Annotated in this window: 14 protein-coding genes; 6 read left to right on the forward strand and 8 right to left on the reverse strand. The window is 45.0% G+C overall.

What is annotated here, in order from left to right; translation table 11 throughout:
* Nucleotides 1–14 precede the first annotated feature (14 nt).
* The 7 genes from cysI to H7708_RS03895 form a co-directional block, all read right to left on the reverse strand.
* Nucleotides 15–1,721: an assimilatory sulfite reductase (NADPH) hemoprotein subunit gene (gene cysI / locus H7708_RS03865; RefSeq protein WP_223669159.1), complete on the reverse strand. Its 1,707-nt coding sequence runs from the start codon at nucleotides 1,719–1,721 to the stop codon at nucleotides 15–17.
* Nucleotides 1,721–3,535 (reverse strand): assimilatory sulfite reductase (NADPH) flavoprotein subunit, encoded by a 1,815-nt coding sequence (locus tag H7708_RS03870; protein ID WP_223669160.1) that lies wholly within the window; start codon nucleotides 3,533–3,535, stop codon nucleotides 1,721–1,723. The genes cysI and H7708_RS03870 overlap by 1 nt, the downstream gene beginning before the upstream one ends.
* A gap of 114 nt (nucleotides 3,536–3,649) precedes the next feature.
* Complete coding sequence (locus H7708_RS03875) at nucleotides 3,650–4,426, reverse strand: ferredoxin--NADP reductase (RefSeq protein WP_223669161.1); 777 nt, start codon at nucleotides 4,424–4,426, stop codon at nucleotides 3,650–3,652.
* A 225-nt stretch (nucleotides 4,427–4,651) separates the two neighbouring features.
* Nucleotides 4,652–5,569, reverse strand: coding sequence for a methylenetetrahydrofolate reductase (metF, locus tag H7708_RS03880; protein WP_223669162.1), 918 nt, complete (start codon nucleotides 5,567–5,569; stop codon nucleotides 4,652–4,654).
* Complete coding sequence (gene metL / locus H7708_RS03885; RefSeq protein ID WP_223669163.1) at nucleotides 5,570–7,960, reverse strand: bifunctional aspartate kinase/homoserine dehydrogenase II; 2,391 nt, start codon at nucleotides 7,958–7,960, stop codon at nucleotides 5,570–5,572.
* A complete protein-coding gene (gene metB, locus H7708_RS03890; RefSeq protein ID WP_223669164.1) occupies nucleotides 7,953–9,140 on the reverse strand; it encodes a cystathionine gamma-synthase in 1,188 nt (395 codons plus the stop codon). Before metB ends, metL begins: the two co-directional genes overlap by 8 nt.
* Nucleotides 9,109–10,197 carry an alpha/beta fold hydrolase gene (locus tag H7708_RS03895; RefSeq protein WP_223669165.1) on the reverse strand — a complete coding sequence of 363 codons (1,089 nt, stop codon included), beginning with the start codon at nucleotides 10,195–10,197 and terminating at the stop codon, nucleotides 9,109–9,111. The genes metB and H7708_RS03895 overlap by 32 nt, the downstream gene beginning before the upstream one ends.
* A gap of 204 nt (nucleotides 10,198–10,401) precedes the next feature.
* Between H7708_RS03895 and metJ the strand changes: the two genes are divergently transcribed.
* From metJ to H7708_RS03925, 6 genes are all read left to right on the forward strand, one after another.
* Nucleotides 10,402–10,698 (forward strand): met regulon transcriptional regulator MetJ, encoded by a 297-nt coding sequence (metJ, locus tag H7708_RS03900; RefSeq protein ID WP_223669166.1) that lies wholly within the window; start codon nucleotides 10,402–10,404, stop codon nucleotides 10,696–10,698.
* Between the two features lie 74 nt (nucleotides 10,699–10,772).
* Complete coding sequence (locus tag H7708_RS03905) at nucleotides 10,773–11,180, forward strand: hypothetical protein (protein ID WP_223669167.1); 408 nt, start codon at nucleotides 10,773–10,775, stop codon at nucleotides 11,178–11,180.
* Nucleotides 11,181–11,239: 59 nt separating this feature from the next.
* Nucleotides 11,240–11,749: a DUF411 domain-containing protein gene (locus tag H7708_RS03910; protein WP_223669168.1), complete on the forward strand. Its 510-nt coding sequence runs from the start codon at nucleotides 11,240–11,242 to the stop codon at nucleotides 11,747–11,749.
* Complete coding sequence (locus H7708_RS03915; protein ID WP_223669169.1) at nucleotides 11,749–13,614, forward strand: copper resistance system multicopper oxidase; 1,866 nt, start codon at nucleotides 11,749–11,751, stop codon at nucleotides 13,612–13,614. The genes H7708_RS03910 and H7708_RS03915 overlap by 1 nt, the downstream gene beginning before the upstream one ends.
* Nucleotides 13,615–13,625: 11 nt before the next feature.
* On the forward strand, nucleotides 13,626–14,327 hold the full coding sequence (locus tag H7708_RS03920) for a copper resistance protein B (RefSeq protein WP_223669170.1): 702 nt from the start codon (nucleotides 13,626–13,628) through the stop codon (nucleotides 14,325–14,327).
* Between the two features lie 39 nt (nucleotides 14,328–14,366).
* Complete coding sequence (locus H7708_RS03925; protein ID WP_223669171.1) at nucleotides 14,367–16,931, forward strand: heavy metal translocating P-type ATPase; 2,565 nt, start codon at nucleotides 14,367–14,369, stop codon at nucleotides 16,929–16,931.
* Between the two features lie 60 nt (nucleotides 16,932–16,991).
* Here the strand turns inward: H7708_RS03925 and H7708_RS03930 are convergent, their stop codons facing one another.
* Nucleotides 16,992–17,780, reverse strand: coding sequence for a class I SAM-dependent methyltransferase (locus H7708_RS03930; protein ID WP_407929720.1), 789 nt, complete (start codon nucleotides 17,778–17,780; stop codon nucleotides 16,992–16,994).
* Nucleotides 17,781–17,889 lie beyond the last annotated feature (109 nt).

The following is a 17,889-nucleotide window of genomic DNA, read 5'->3' on the forward strand; positions in this document are numbered from 1 at the left end:
CTCAATGTTTTAGTTTAACTGTGGAAGTCGCTGCCGTTATGGACGGCATTAACGTAGCCCTGCCGAACCACATAATCACCAAAAAACTCACCGTCTTTACGGTTTGCAGCGAAACTTTCAAATATAGGCGATAACTCTTCTAGAATTTGCGCTTCATTGATATTCTCTCGGTATAGCTTATTAACTCTATCCCCTTGGTGGCTGGCACCAAGGTACAAGTTATATTTTCCAGGCGCTTTACCGACAAAACCAATTTCGCCCAGGTAAGGACGTGCACAACCATTTGGACAGCCGGTCATGCGAATATTAATCGGCACTTCAGAAATACCATGCTGTTCTAGCTGATCTTCAATCTTATCGATCAATGTCGGCAAATAACGTTCGGCTTCAGCCATCGCTAAAGCACAAGTTGGAAAAGCAACACAAGCCAATGAATTAAGGCGCGTTGGTGTTTCTGCTTCACCGATACTGATGTTGTGCTCAGAAAGTATTCCTTCAATGGCGGCTTTGTTTTCCTCGGTCACATTGCTGATAATCAGGTTCTGATTGGGAGAACACCTGAACTCCCCATCATGAATATCGGCAATAGCCAGCAACCCACTAAATACTTTTGACTGTTCACTATCTTTGATCCGCCCACTATGGATATACAGAGTTAAATGCCAGTTGCCGTCATCGGTTTGAATCCAGCCATAACGATCACCGTTATGCTCAAATTCAAAGGGTTTTGCTTCGTCCAACTGCCACCCCAGATAGTCGGCTAAAATATCTTTAAAACCATCAACGGTTAAGCGATCAACCGTATATTTCAAACGTGCCAGTTTACGCACTTCTCGATTACCGTAGTCACGCTGTACTTTTAGAATAGCCTCAACTGTAGCCAAAGTGTCTTGCGGACGGCAAAAGCCCAAAACACTGGCTACCCGAGGGTAAGTTTCAGGATCACCATGAGAGCTTCCCATACCGCCACCAGCAAGAATGTTAAAGCCAATTAATTTATCGCCCTCAGCAATAGCTACTAAGCCTATATCATTGGCATAAACATCAACGTCGTTATACGGAGGAACCGCAATGGCAATTTTGAACTTTCGAGGCAGGTAGGTTTTTCCATAAATAGGCTCTTCTGTGGTTTCTACCTTTTCACCGTCAAGCCAAATCTCATGATAAGCATTGGTATTCGGTAACAGATGCTCACTGATTTTTTTTGACCATTCATAGACCTCCTGGTGAAGCTTTGAGGTTTCATACAGAGGGTTGGCCATCACATTGCGGTTAACGTCACCACAGGCGGCGATCGAATCGACTAAGGCTGTATTGATACCGGCAATCGTCTTCTTCAAATCACGCTTAAACACGCCATGCCATTGGTACGTCTGGCGAGTTGTTAAACGCAGGCTGCTGCCACCATACTTTTGTGCAATATCAGCCAGTACTTTATATTGCTCTGAAGTCGCCACACCACCAGGCAGGCGAGCTCGAATCATAAATGAATACAAAGGCTCTAATTTCTGTTTACGACGCTCGTTACGTAAGTCACGATCATCCTGCTGGTAGGAGCCATGAAACTTAATCAGCATCTGATCATCATCGGCTACTGCACCGGTTACTTCACGCTGTAAACTTTCTTCTAAAGTACCGCGCAAATAGTTGCTATTAACCTTTATCGTTTCGACATCAGTGTGACGCTTGGGATCATATTCTGTCGGTTTTACTTTGCTCATTAATAAATATCTCTCTGGTAACGATTATCAAGTTTCAATTGCTTCAGGTACTGTTTTGCACCGTCTTCATCAAGCCCGCCCTGCTCTTGTGCTATCCGCAATAAGGCTTCTTCAACATCCTTTGCCATGCGATGCATATCGCCGCAGACATAAAAGTAAGCGCCTTGCTCCAGCCACTGCCAAACCTCGGCGGCCTGTTCAAGCAACTTATGCTGCACATAAACCTTTTCTTCGCCATCACGAGAAAACGCCAGATCAACGTTAGTTAATACACCCGCTTTGAGGAAGTTCTGAATTTCTACCTGATATAAGAAATCGGTATTAAAGTGAGGGTTGCCAAAGAATAACCAGTTATCACCCGAATTCTCCATCGCGTCGCGATGCTGGAGGAAGGCCCTGAATGGTGCAACGCCTGTTCCCGGGCCAACCATAATGACCGGCGCGTCAGATTCAGGAAGCTTAAACTTCTGGTTGGTCTCAATGAAGATACTGATCTCATCACCCTCTTCCAGATTTTGAGTCAGGTAATGACTGGCCAGTCCATAACGCTGACCAAACTGGTTGCTGACTGAAACATGATTAAGCGTTAAGTGAACTTCATCTGGAGACTCTTCCTGGCTGGAGGATATAGAATATAATCTTGGTTTAATTGGCTTTAAAATATCCACCAACTGCTGTGCAGTTAGTTTTGGCTTTGCAATTTTTAATACATCAATAAACTGGTGTTGCTCTATAAACTCGGAGAAACTGTTGTCCACGATAGTTTGTAATTCATCGCTCGGGGATAATCTAAGCAGACTTTGTAGACTGCCCTTATTGACCAAAGTCAGCTCCGCTTTTTCTATCAGAAAAGTCTGTAATGAAATAGTCTGGTCTTTAAATACTACCTTCTCATTTGCTTCCAGTGATAGAGCAGCAAGAACCTCTTGAACCAATGATTCTTTATTATGAGCCACAATACCCAGCGAATCCCCCGGCTCATAAGAAATACCCGAGTCAGTGATATCGATTTCAACATGATAAGTTTCTTTCGGGGAGCCGGTTCCAGTAATACGCTGAATTGTTTCTACTGAAGCTACATATGGAGTATTTTTATCATAAGACGTAGCGCTGGAAGCTTGTGGCGCTAACGAATTACTGCTGGAAATAACTGCTGAGTCATGGCTTGCAACTACATGCTGCTGAATCGAACTGACCACTTGACTGACCCACTGCTCTGCCTGTTCCTCATAATCAACATCACACAGAACTGGCTCAATCAATGCAGAAGCACCGCCTTCGCTTAACGCTTTGTCAAAGTCCTTGGCTGTTTGGCAGAAAAATTCATAACTGGAATCTCCCAGCCCTAAAACAGCATGTCGAACACCATCAAGCTTTGGTCGTTTTTTGCTGAAAACTGCTTCGTGGAATTCAATCGCATCATCTGGCGGTTCGCCCTCGCCATGGGTTGAAGCGGTAAGCAGAATTGCTGAATAATTCTTCAGATCTTTGAGTTTAATATCCAGCGTCGATTTAATAACGACATCAATGCCGCTCTGTTGCAAAGCTTTAAACAAGCCTTCCGCAACCGTTTGCGCATTACCGGTTTGCGATGCATACAGCACAAGAACGGGGTTAACTGGCTCCGGTACTGGAACTGAAACGCTGGCTGACTGAGGCTGTAAAGCCTGGGGTGCTTGATTCTCGAGCAATCCAGCACAATAGCCGCTTAACCAACTCAACTCTTGAGGGTTAAGGGATTTGATTTTGTTAACTAACTCATCGCCGATGAGCTTGCTGGCTAACCAGCTGGGTTGTTGTTCTTTGGCTGTCACGTCTATACATCAATTATTCACGATAGTGCTATTATTGGTGTATAGACGTCTACTCTCTACAAATTAACAACTATAAATTTATGCCATTCAGTTATATGGTCTTTAGTTATATAGCTATTCGACAAAAGCTCGCTCAATCACATAGTCTCCCTGAATACCCATTTTAGGGCTGATCTCAAAGCCTTTGGCATCAAGCATTTTGGACAAATCTTCAAGCATTGCGGGACTACCACAAATCATTGCTCTGTCATGCTCTGGATCCAACTTATCAATGCCTAAGGTCGACTCGACCTGACCTTCTTCCAGGGCATGGGTTAAACGTCCTTGATTTTGATAAGGTTCGCGTGTCACCGTTGGGTAGTACAGGAGTTTCTCCCTGATAACTTCACCGAGATATTCGTGCTGCGGCAGCTCCTGCATGATTTTCTCCTGATAACAGAGCTCGCTGACATAACGAACACCGTGGCACAGAATAACCTTATCAAACTTCTCGTAAGTCTCAGGACACTGAATAATACTCATGAACGGCGCCAGACCGGTACCCGTCGCCAATAAATAAAGGTTACGCCCCGGTTTTACATCATCAACCACCAAAGTTCCCGTTGGCTTTTTGCTGATCATAATCTCATCACCCGGCTTTAAGTGCTGCAGGCGAGAAGTCAAAGTACCGTCTGGGACTTTGATACTGAAGAACTCAAGTTGCTCTTCATAATTTGGGCTGGCGATACTGTAGGCGCGCATGACTTTCTTACCCCCTTCAAGAGGTAAACCAATCATAATAAACTCGCCATTTCTAAAGCGTAAGCTTTGATCGCGTGTGGTCTGGAAGCTGAATAGTGTATCGTTCCAGTGTTTTACAGACAGTACTTTTGCGGTATTTAGGTTACTCATGAGTTCCACCGTGCGGAGGATTTAGCCGAATTATATAAGAATAAATTCTATTTGCAAACGATTCTCAATAGGGAGATGTAGACTTTGGGATTAGATAAAGTAATGGAGCAGAACTGCCGTCATTCCCACGAAGGTGGGAATCTTTTAAATAGGCATCCTTAGCAGATTCCCGCCTTCGCGGGCGACCGTAGGAAGTGCCTGTGGTGAATGACGTAGAAAATAACTTCAAGCCACCGATGACAAGCAGCGTTTACCCAAGCTGTGGCAAATAGCGTAGGTCAAATCAGCGCGGTTTAAGGTGTAAAAGTGGAAGTCGCTAATACCCTCTTTAACCAGTAATTTTACCTGCTCAATCGCGATATGCGATGCTATCAGGCGACTGGTTTCAGGGTCGTCCTGTAAGCCTTCGTACACCTTAAACATCCAGTCTGGAATATCGACCTGGGTAAATTTGGCGAACTTTAAAAGCTGCGGGAAATTGGTTACCGGCAAGATCCCGGGCGTTAGATCAATCCCCAGCCCTTCGGCTTCGCAGTTGTCGCGGAAGTGTAAAAACTTCTCTGCGCTAAAGAAAAACTGACTGATAGCACGGGAAGCCCCTGCATCCACTTTACGCTTGAGGTTAAGCAAATCACTTCGAGCACTGTCTGCTTCAGGATGAACTTCTGGATAGGCTGCCACACTGATTTCAAAATCGTGTAAAGACTTAAGCTTCTCTACCAAATCAGTGGCGTATTCAAAATCTCCTGTGTCAGCGCCTTCACCTAAGTCGCCACGCAGCGCGACGATATGCCGCACACCTTTATCCCAGTAATCTTCGGCAATAGCTTCGATTTCTGCTTCAGTGGAACCAATACAAGTTAAATGTGGTACCGCAGTTAACCCTGTTTCTCGAATGATTTTAGTAATAACATCATGCGTTCGTGAACGCGTGCTGGCTGCTGCGCCATAGGTCACTGAGACAAACTCAGGACTTAGCGGTTCCAGTTTTTTAATACTGCTCCACAGCGTCTTTCGCATGTCCGGTGTTTTTGGCGGGAAAAACTCAAAGGAGACATTCACCTTACCGTCTAAATCAGCAATTTGTTGATTTAGAAACTCGGCAATGCGAGCCTCTTCATAACTGGGATCGGAACGTGCCATTTAGTACCCCCTTAGCAGGTCGCACAAGTCATTGAGCACACCGCCCGCCGTTACTTCACGTCCAGCGCCCGGCCCCTGAATAATCAGCGGATTGGCCTTATACCAGGCGCTTTCGACCTGAAACACGTTATCGCATGGATTTAACGAAGCAAACGGATGTGACTTATCGATAAACTCCAGTTTTAGCGATAATTTTTCAGGTGTCAGCGTAGCAATGTAACGCAATAGAGTGTCATCGGCTTTCGCTTTTTCTTGCAAGCTTTGATAATAGTCATTAATGGCGTTTTCTTTCTGCCAGAAGTCATCCAGATTACCTTGCAAAAGTTCGTCGGAAATAGCCGGTTCAAAATCTTCCGGTGCATCTTCAAAACCAAGTTGCTGTGCCAGAATACGGATCTTGCGGATTACGTCGTTGCCCGATAAATCTTCACGCGGATCAGGCTCGGTATAAGCATTGTCCTGCGCCACTTTTAGTAGCTCAGTAAAAGGCTGTGAGCCATCAAACTCGCTGAATAACCACGACAAAGAGCCAGAAAAAATACCACTCACCTGTTCAATATGATCACCCGATTCATGCAGGTTTTTGATCACTGCCTGAATGGGTAACCCAGCTCCTGCCGTCGTGTTTTTTTTCCATACACGGTGATGAGCATCGAGTTCTTTCTCAACCGCTTTAGCATACGCTTTATCTGAGGCAGAAATTTTATTTGCCGAGATAATATGCCATTTATTTTGAGCGAACCTTTTATAGCGCTCAGAAACGCTTTGGCTCGCCGTGGCATCGACAACAATCAACTCCCGCCCAGCGTATTGTTCTAACCAGGCAAAAATTTGATCGGTACGGTTATCCTCTCCGTGACTCAAAGCCGACTCCACTTTATTCAGCTCCAGGCCGTTATGATCGAACACAAAGCGTTTGCTGTTAGCCACAGCCAATATCTGAATTGAACGATTCAAACCATTCGATAGACGCTCATAACCTTGCTCGATTAACTCAACAAACTTCTTGCCAATATTACCGTAGCCTAAAACTACCACAGGTACCGTAGGCTCACGATAAAAGAAGCTGGTATGCAAGTCGCGCAGTAAGGCTTCTGCATGCTGGTCGTCAATCACCACCGACAAGCTGTGACTGTTGTTTGGGTAGTGAATTTCCTGCGTATCAAAGCTGCTTAAGCGTCGAATAAAGCGTTCAATAATACGCTTATCCTGACGTATGTTCTGCCCTACCAGCGAAATCAACGTCATATTAGAAAGCAATACCGAAGGATAATGCTGTAATGCTTTGATGGTTGAAGTAACAGCAAAGACATCACTTTTTTCTATATAGAATGTCAGTTTGTGTTGAGTAATATCATAACCATTGACGTAGCTGGCAATGCTCTTTTCAGCCAACTTCTTTTGGATTCGGCGCGCCTGCAATTCATCAATAGAATGTACACAAACTTTATGCAGCTTTGGTTTAAAGGTTATGGTCTTAACCTGGTTCGTCGGCGTAATGTCCTGTGATACCACAGTGCCGGGGGCTTCCGGCTGTTCAAAACTTTTAATGTTCACGCGGCCCTTATAGGACAATAACGGTAACACCGTTTTTTCATGCAACACATTCGCGCCCAGCTCCGACAGAGCTTGCGCTTCACAAAGCGTCAAACTATCTACTAAAAGTGGGTTTCGAATAATTTTGGGATCGGCCGTATAGATACCATTAACATCCGTCCAAATGGTAATGCTTGGTGCATTGACCAGATAGCCCAATGCCGTAGCGGAAAAATCACTGCCGTTACGTCCCAGAGTGGTTTTCTTCAACTCGCGATCCAGCGCAATAAAGCCGGTGACAACAAAAGTAGTATCACTTTCAGACTGATACAGATCAGCCAGTGCGTTATCGGCAAAGGCCTGGTCAAACGGATATTGATAGGTTGCTGTGTTTAATTTTAAACATCGACAACTATCCACTGGTAATGCCTTATGCCCCTTCTGATTTAAAATATCGGATAAAATCAGTGATGACCACACTTCACCATAGGCCAAAACGTCACTCTGAGAAAAATAGGTGTCTTCTATGCTGCGACAGATACTGATGACATCAGCTCTGATGCTGTCCAGAATGGCTCGACTGAACTGCGCCTCCTGTTGCAACTTTTCAAAGTAATCCAGGACCACTTGACCATCGGGAATACCACCTTCAATCAGCGCTAACAGCCAGTTAGTGACATTGCCATTAGCCGATACAACAACCAGATCGCCTTTATCGACTTCATTAATTACAATGTCAGCTACCGCTGCAATAGACGCTGCGGTAGCCAGGCAGGTACCCCCAAACTTATGAACCTTGTGCTGACCATTTTTATGAACCAGCTCAGCACCAACAGCAAAAAGATTATCAGCCATTGCTCACCTCCTTCTGATGCTTATCAATATCAAGCTGAATTCGCTCAAAAGCCTGCGTCAGATCTGCCAATAAGTCGTCAACTTCTTCAATACCTACTGATACTCTCAATAGTTGAGAGGTGATACCAGCTTCCAGCTGAGCAGCTTCATCCATTGCTGCATGAGTCATGGTTGCAGGATGACAGATCAAACTTTCCACGCCACCTAATGACTCAGCCAGTGAGAACAGCTTCAGCTCCCTGATAAACTTGGCAAGCGTGTCTTGATTGAACCTGGTAGTAAACGACAACATGGCGCCGAAACCTTGCTGCTGTTTTCGTGCCACCAGATGCCCTGGATGATGCTCAAGCCCTGGGTAATAAACGTTATTTACCAGTGGGTGGTTATCTAAAAACTCTGCAATCGCATGAGCATTTTCTTCGTGTTTTTTAATACGAATACCAAGCGTCCGAATACCTCGAGTAGTAATAAAACTATCGAACGGTGATGCGGTAATACCAATACAGTTTGCCCACCAGGCAACCTGTTCATGTAACTCTGGTGCTTTAGCAATTACAGCACCGCCGACCACATCGCTATGCCCATTGATGTACTTAGTCGTTGAGTGAATAACGAGATCAGCACCTAGCTCCAGTGGTTTTTGCTGGATTGGTGATAAAAAGGTGTTATCGACTACTTTAATAACATCATCGCCTGCTTGCTGACATAATTGTTCAACGTCGACAATTCTTAATAAGGGATTACTCGGTGTTTCTATCCATAAAATACGAGGTTTTTCCTGCAATGTAGCCTGGAAAGCTTTTGCATCCCCCTGATCGACAAACTTTACCCGACAACCACCTTTTTTAGCTAAAGAAGTAAACAGTCGGTAAGTCCCGCCATAACAATCATGTGGAACAATGACCAGATCACCCGGCTCTAATAACTGAGTAACCAGGTGAACAGCTGACATGCCGCTGGAAGTAACCACAGCGCCAACCCCACCTTCGAGTTCAGCCAGGCATTCAGCCAGAACATCGCGAGTAGGATTGCCAGAACGACTATAGTCGTACTTTCTTGGGCTGCCTAAATCTTCAAACGTATAATTACTCGATAAATATAGTGGTGGCGTTACCGCACCGTATTGCTGATCGCTTTCGATGCCTGCTCTAACAGCTTGCGTAGCTCGTTGCTGGTTCATCATATTCTCCTAAAATCTTTTTCAATAATTCTGTTAATTTCTGAAATTCTTTTAAAAAAGCGTCATGACCATAAATGGATTCAAGACGATAAAATTGAGATTGACCATTGACCTTATGCGCAAGCTTGCGCATCGACTCATAACTGACTAGTCGGTCACTAGGTACGGCTATAAAACTGCAATCACACTCAATTTTTGATGCGTTAACAGCATGAGTATCAATTGAATCCAACAATGCAGCATAAGTTTCTATAGTGTTCGAGTTGGCAAATTTCTGACCTTGATGCGCAAGGTAGCTATAAACCGTTTGCTCATAACCCACAACTTTTCCTTGGGGAAGCTCAAGCAGTGGGTCTATAAACTGAGCATCAAACACATCATCGGTACGATAAAATAAAATCGCTAATTGGCGGGCCAGAGATAACGCTTGGTGTTTTTGTTCAGGCAAGTCGGCCAATTCAAAAATACCTTTCTGTATCGCTCGTATCGCCCTGGCCGTATGGGTGCTTCGATCGCTCGCAGAAATACAAATCAATTGCTTAATGGCTTCCGGATATAATTCAGCAAAGCTTAAGCCCACCATGCCGCCATAAGAACTGCCAACAAAAGTAATCCTCCCGTTGAGCTTTAATGTTTTTAACAGGACATTGAGCAACTTAGCTTGATCAGCTGGCGTTAAACTTAGCTCTCGAACTTCGCTCACTGAAGTTTTGACTCTATGCTGCGCTACATAATTAAAAGACAAGACACAGGTCCTGGTGCAATCTACAGCTTTGCCAGGTCCTACTAAGGGTTGCCACCACCCTTGAGTGTAAGTTGCTCGGGAATGAGCATTATCCTGACCTGACTTCATCACCTGACAACTGGCCGAAATACCACCCAGCACAACCGTTACTGGTAGGTTTAGATCACCGTACAGGGCGTATTCAACTTCAACAGGTCGAGCGGGAATACCGACACTTAACTCAGGAGTCGGCTCGAGAGTTACCACGCCCAAACGGCTAGATACCGGCGTTGTTACCTCCTCTCTTTTTTCTTGGCTTTTTATTGTCAGCATATCGTTAACTCACACCCTCCCATCTCGAGGGATAACTATCTTTCGAAATTCGCCCTAAATGATATTGCTGGAATTCAAACAAACCATTTATACATTTAGACGTCTAAACGTATAGAAATCATAACTTGATAATTGTAAAAGTCAAGATGTTTAGGCGGCTGAATATGTGTATAATCCGACTGATCAACAAACTATGAGGTGAAAATGAGCAAAAAGTGGAACGGGGAATTCATTAATCCCTATGTAGAACATGGTGAAAAAAAGGATAAAGTAAAGAAAATTACCGTTTCTATACCCTTTTCGGTGCTGAAAGTTTTAACCGATGAGCGAACTCGTCGCCAGGTTAATAATTTGAGACACGCCACCAATAGTGAACTTCTATGTGAGGCATTTCTTCATGCCTACACAGGCCAGCCTTTACCCACTGACGAGGATTTACAAAAAGATAAGGACGATTACGTCAACGATATGATAGAGAAAGGAAAGTCAACTACCGACTAAATAGTCGGTAAAGATATGTAAACGGCTTGGCTTGCGAAAAATCAAAGTGTTAGAATCAGAAAGGTGTGGTTGGTTTGCCACACCTTAACTTTAAGACATTCAAAGACATGGCTCGTTTTCTGAAATTAACATACCTGATAATCAGCATACTGATGCTGAACATCAGTAGTGCCTCGCTCGGTTCCCTTCAGGACTGCGGCGGCATCATGCAACAGAAAGACATGTCACAGCAGCACGTCATGAATATGGATCATGATGCTATGAAAAGTCGAATGCAGCATGATACACAGTCAGTAAAAACTGATGATTGCTGCGGTGAATCACATTGTCCTATGACAAGCTGTAGTACACCATCCCTTGTGGCACCGCCGATGCTGGCAAAAACGAACGAGCCAACATCTCAACAGGTACTGGATCGTTATAAAGACCTGCCTTTACTCTCTGTCCACAGTATTCTCTATAGACCCCCTATCCAACTCTAAAGCAATCAATATGTCTCGCACACCACCGTGCTACTTATTAACAGACTTTGGAGTTCAACATGAAATTAAATGCAATTGTAAAGCTATCGCTGGCTTTGGTGATGACGTTCAGCTTTGCTGAGGTGCCAGCCTCAGAAACAACAAATACTAGCAACCTAAATGAACTGCATTTAGCGGTTTATAAAAATAAAGGCTGTAGCTGCTGTGATAAGTGGGCTAAGCATCTGAATCAAAATGATATTGGTACCACTATCGAAATTAGCTCTAACTTGAGCCAACTTAAGCAAGAGCTTGGTATCAACTCTCGCCTGGCATCATGTCATACAGCGGTCATCGAACAGGATGAACAACAGTTTGTTTTCGAAGGACATATCCCCGCAAAGTACATTAAACAGTTTTTATCCAACCCGCCAAAAGGTGCTTTAGGATTATCCGTCCCTGCGATGCCGGTGGGTAGTCCGGGAATGGAGTATCAGGATAAGTTTATGCCCTACAAGGTTTTCCTTCTACATGACAATGGCCAGGTATCGATCTTTGCTGAAGTCAACGGTTTAGAGGAACAGTTCTGATGTCAGTATTCGATAAACTACTGAATAAAAGTTTTAATCGCCGTAAATTTGTAACCGGCGCAGCAGCTACAAGCGCTGCCGTCGGCCTGGGCATGAGTGGAAGACTCTTTGCACAAGCTGCTGATTATAAGCTGCCACTGGTTCTGAGCGGTGATGAAGTAAACCTCTCCATTGGTTATCAGACGGTGAATCTGACAGGCTCAGAGCGCACAGCGACTACCGTTAACGGCTCTCTACCAGGACCAACCCTACACTTTAAAGAAGGACAACGGATTAAACTCAATGTTAAAAACAACCTTGCCCACGATGCTTCCATCCACTGGCACGGCATTATCCTACCCACCGAAATGGATGGCGTTCCTGGCTTAAGTTTTGATGGCATCAAACCGGGCGAAACCTACGAATACGAATTCGATCTCAACCAAAGTGGAACCTACTGGTATCACAGCCATTCGGGGTTCCAGGAGCAAACCGGGGTTTACGGTGCCCTGATCATTGATGCTAAGGACTCAGATCCGGTTCAAGCTGATCGCGATTATGTGGTACTACTGTCCGACTGGAGTGATGATGATCCGAATGATATTTACGCCAACCTGAAAAAGATGAGTCACTTCTACAACCGCCAGGAGCGCACTATGAGCGACCTCTGGTCTGAAGTTAAGAAAAAAGGCGTTGAACAAACCTGGGAAGATCGCGCCATGTGGAATAACATGCGTATGAGTGATCGTGATATCTCTGACGTCACTGGATACACTTACACCTTCCTCATGAACGGCGCTACACCAGCCCAAAACTGGATGGGACTATTTGGTAAAGACGAAAAAATTCGTTTACGGTTTATTAATGCAGCCGCTATGAGTATCTTCGATATTCGTATTCCAGGCCTGAGTATGAAAGTTGTTGCGACCGACGGTCAGAACATTGAACCAGTTACTGTTGATGAGTTCCGTATTGGCGTTGCCGAAACCTATGACGTCATTGTTGAACCAAGCGCCGACAGCGCTTATACGCTGTTTGCACAAACGATTGATCGCTCTGGCTATGCCTGCGGTACTTTGACGCCAAATCCTGAGTGGCGGGCCGAGATTCCAGAGATGGACAGGGCACCAATCTTAGGCCATCGTGATATGGGCATGTCCCATCACGGCAGTATGGATCACAGCTCAATGCAAAATGACTCCATGAATGGCGGTAGTATGAACCACTCGAATATGGATCATAACAGCATGGATCATTCGATGCATAAAGGGCTTGGTAAAGCCGGCATGGGTAGCAATAATGAAATCAAGCATGCACCAACCGAGTTCGGTCCTCACGTTGATATGCGTGCGGAAATGCCACAAAGCGGTCTGCACGACCCCGGGGTTGGTTTACGCAATCATAAAAAGGCCTTAGGACGAAAAGTACTGACCTACGGTGATATCTACAATTTGACACCAACCATAGACCGGCGCGAACCTGAGCGTGAGATCCAGCTACATTTAACCGGCAATATGAGCCGCTACATGTGGTCCATGGATGGTATAAAATTTGCCGACGCGGAGCCCTTAATCCTGACGTATGGTGAGCGGGTTCGCATTACTTTGGTTAACGACACCATGATGACCCATCCCATCCACCTGCACGGTATGTGGAGTGAACTGGAAACCGGGGAACCTGATTATATTCCGCGTAAACATACGATACTGGTGCAACCCGGGTCGAAAATCAGCTACCTTGTCTCTGCCGATGCGTTGGGACGCTGGGCTTACCATTGCCACCTGCTATATCACATGCCAGGCATGATGCGCGAAGTCCGGGTCGTCAAAGGCAAAAAGAAACAGCCGATGATGAACCATCATAATCACCACGACAACCACGATTAAGGAGAGTCATCATGACACTTAAACATAGCCTGACAGCTATTACTCTATGCGGTATGCCTCTAATGGCCAATGCTGGAGCTAAAGATGATCCTCTATTAAGTATGGTTATGGTCGACGAATTTTCGTGGGTGGAAAATGAAGATGATACCTATATTTTCGAAGGGGAAGCCTGGTTTGGCTATGATCTCAACAAATTATGGCTAAAAGCCAACATTGAACGTCATCATGGGGATACTGAGGAGATCGAGTTACAGGCTTTATACAGTAAAGCAGTAGCACCTTACTGGGATTTTCAGATGGGCGTTCGAAAAGATTTATTACCGAACCCAGATCAGCACTGGGCTGTAATTGGCTTTAAAGGCTTAGCCCCCTATTTCTTTGAAATCGACTCAGCCCTCTTTATTGGCGAGTCCGGTCAGACAGGACTCCGCTTTTCAGCGGAATACGAAATGATGCTAACTCAGCAATGGGTGTTATCGCCTGAGATTGAAGCAAACTTTTATGGCAAAGATGATGCAGAGCGAAGTATCGGTTCAGGCTTGTCTGATACCGAAATAAGCCTACAATTAAGGTATGAGGTGACGCCGAAGTTTGCACCCTTTATCGCTATCAGCAGAAATAACAGCTATGGCGATACCGTAAACTTTTTAAGGGCCGAAGGCGAGTCTGCCAATAGCACTGAATATAAAATAGGTTTTAGAGCCTGGTTCTAATCTGATACTGGAACCATTGGCTTCCTTTAAGGAGGGGTGATGATCCGAGCATATAAAATTGATGGCATGAGTTGCGATGGCTGCCGTAAAAAAGTTCAAAAAGCGTTAGAACCTATAGATGGTGTGCATAATGTTTTCGTCGAACTTCCGAAAACGGCACTGATTGATTCAGAGAATGAGGTGCCATTGGAAAGGCTACAAAAGGCATTAACAGAAAAAGGTAATTACAAAATAGAGGCCATCATGCTCGAAGCTATCGGACTCGACCAGAGCCAGGCTCAAGACAAGCTTACGCACGCTCAAAGTGCTTCCAGCTGTCATCATGAGCACTCCAACGAGGACAAGCCTGAGCATGAATTTGGGCAAGAAGCTATTGGTAAGTATTACTGCCCCATGTTTTGTGAAGGTGATAAGCTCTACGATCAACCAGGAGCCTGCCCTGTTTGTGGCATGAATCTTGAGAAGGTCCATGCCAGTGCAGTCAGTCATATTATTTATACCTGTAGCGAACATCCAGAAGTTGAACAGGAAGCACACGGCCTCTGCCCCAAGTGTGGTAAGGAACTGGTTCCCAAAGAAGTTGAGCATGAAGAGGAAGCTGACGAAACCTATGTAACTTTACTTAAAAAGTTTAAATGGTCAGTCGGGTTCACACTGCCAATTTTTATGATTGCCATGTCAGAAATGATTCCCGGTAACCCATTATATCAATGGCTACCACAAAGTTACTGGAATTGGATACAGCTTGGACTGTCACTGCCCGTTGTCTTTTATAGCTGCTGGATGTTTTTCGAGAGAGCCTGGACATCGATTAAAACTCTGAACTTGAACATGTTCACCTTAATTGGTATTGGTGCGGGCATTGCCTGGCTCTTCAGTTTAAGTGGCCTACTGGCACCCAATATTTTTCCCGCACAATTTAAGACAGAGTCAGGAACGGTCTTTGTCTATTTTGAAGCCGCAACAGTCATTCTGACTCTAGTACTTCTTGGCCAATTATTGGAAGCTCGAGCACACGGTAAAACCAACAGGGCCATCAAGGAACTGCTTAAGTTATCTCCCTCCGTCGCCACCCTTGTCACAGATGGTGAAGAAAAGCAGGTAACCGTTGACCAAGTTTCCGTCGGCGATACACTCCGCGTCAAACCCGGCGGTAAAATCCCAGTCGATGGCAAAGTGATCGATGGTTCATCCGATATTGATGAATCGATGATTACAGGAGAACCAATTCCCATCACTAAACGCAAAGATGACGCCGTCAGCGCAGGCACCATCAACGGTAGCGGCTCTATCTTGATGGAAGCAACCAAGGTCGGCAAAGATACCCTGTTATCCAAGGTCATTCAAATGGTCAACGATGCAAGCCGCTCGAAAGCCCCTATTCAGAAATTAGCGGATAAAGTTGCAAAATACTTCGTACCAATGGTCATTGTTGCCGCAATCATCACCTTTATCATCTGGGCTATTTGGGGGCCACAGCCAGCGTATACCTATGGCCTGGTCAATGCTATCGCGGTATTAATTATCGCCTGCCCTTGTGCGCTTGGATTAGCTACGCCTATGTCCGTCATGGTTGGGGTCGGCCGTGGAGCCCAGTCGGGTGTACTGATAAAAAATGCTGAAGCACTGGAGCGGACAAACCAGGTCGATATACTAATAATCGACAAAACTGGAACCTTGACCGAAGGCAAACCTTCCGTTGAAGAAGTTGTGTCAACTCATTCAGACTATACAACGAATAAGGTTGCAGCTTTAGCAGGTTCAGTCAATCAACCGAGTGAGCATTCGTTAGCAACAGCAACTGTCAAGTATGCAAAAGCACAGAACGTTAGGCTCAGCGAAGTAGGAAACTTCAAGGCGCACAGTGGCCATGGCGTTAGCGGTCAAATCAATGACCAGCAGATCATGCTTGGCAATGCAGCGCTCTTAAAGCACAACTCGATTGAACTGGTGCAAAACATTACCCAACAGGCTGAAAAGTATCAGTCAAAAGGCAAAACCATCTCTTACTTAGCTGTCGATGGGACAGCGGTAGGCTTTATTGTTATTGGCGATAAACTCAAAGCTTCATCAGCGGAAGCTGTCAGGGTGCTAAAAAGTTCCGGTATAAAAGTACTGATGATGACTGGTGACAACCCAGTGACCGCGAAATCCGTTGCCGAGGGACTTGATATTGATTTCGAAGCCGAGTGTCTGCCAGAGGACAAACTGAACAAAATTAAGGAGTTTCAATCTCAGGGTAAAATTGTTGCCATGGCTGGCGACGGTATTAACGACGCTCCGGCACTGGCACAGGCAGATATCGGTATCGCCATGGGTACCGGTACGGATGTTGCCATCGAAAGTGCCGAAATCACGTTAGTTAAAGGCGATCTTTCAGGTATTGAGAAAGCCTATCAACTAAGCCATAAGACCATGATAAACATCAAACAGAATCTGTTCTTTGCTTTTTTCTATAATGTACTGGGAATACCACTGGCAGCTGGCGTGCTGTACCCGGTATTTGGCCTGCTGCTATCGCCAATGATAGCGGCAGCGGCGATGAGCTTTAGCTCAGTTTCAGTAATCACGAATTCCCTGCGATTAAGAAAGGCTAAAATTTAACACTAGATCTAAAAAGGCTCCCGCAGGAGCCTTTTTTTTTCAAGCGTATTTTACCAAAGCTTATTTAGTTGCAGGTTTCACAAACTTCAGCGTCATACGGTCACTTTCACCAATCGACATGTATTTTTCTTTGTCCTTGTCGCCTAAGCGCAAACTGGGCGGCAAAGTCCAAACACCTTTAGAGTGATCCGCCGTGTCTTTAGGGTTCGCATTAATTTCCGACGTTGCAACCAGTTTAAAACCAGCCTCTTGTGCCATGCTAATCACGAAGTCCTGATGCATGTAACCAGAAGATGCTTTTTCGTCTTGCTTCATAGACTTAGGTAAGCGATGTTCAACTACCCCCAAAACACCACCTGGTTTTAACGCTTTATACATCGCCTTAAAGCTGTCTACTGTAGCTCCACGGCCATTACGTAGCCAATTATGCACATTACGGAAAGTCACTACTGCATCCGCTGAGCCTTCTGGAGCAATATCGAACATTTCAGGCGGCTGGAAAGTTGTAATTTCAACATTCTCATAAACCTCGGCATTAGCCTTAACTTTCTCACCAAACCCCTTACGGCTTTTACGGAAATACTCAACCTCACTTTCTGGATCGAAGTGTGCTGCGTATAACTTTCCATTGGGGCCAAGCAGTGGCGCCAAAATCTCAGTGTACCAACCACCACCAGGAGCAATTTCAACCACCGTCATACCGGACTTAATTCCAAAGAACTCTAGAGTTTCTTTTGGATGACGGAATTGATCACGCTGCTTATTTTTGTCGGAACGGTGACCTGAAATGAGAAGTTCCTCCCATAAGCCCACGCCCTTCTCAGCCATAACTTCATTTTTTACTGACATTTTGGCTTTAGCCTTTGCATCCAGCTTTTTATCTTCAGTTGCATCTGCACAACCGATTGCTGACATTGCTAATACTAATGCACTGATTGTAAATGCTCGCATTCTGACT

The sequence above is a fragment of the Kangiella shandongensis genome, assembly GCF_020005365.1.
Classification (GTDB): Bacteria; Pseudomonadota; Gammaproteobacteria; order Enterobacterales; family Kangiellaceae; genus Kangiella; species Kangiella shandongensis.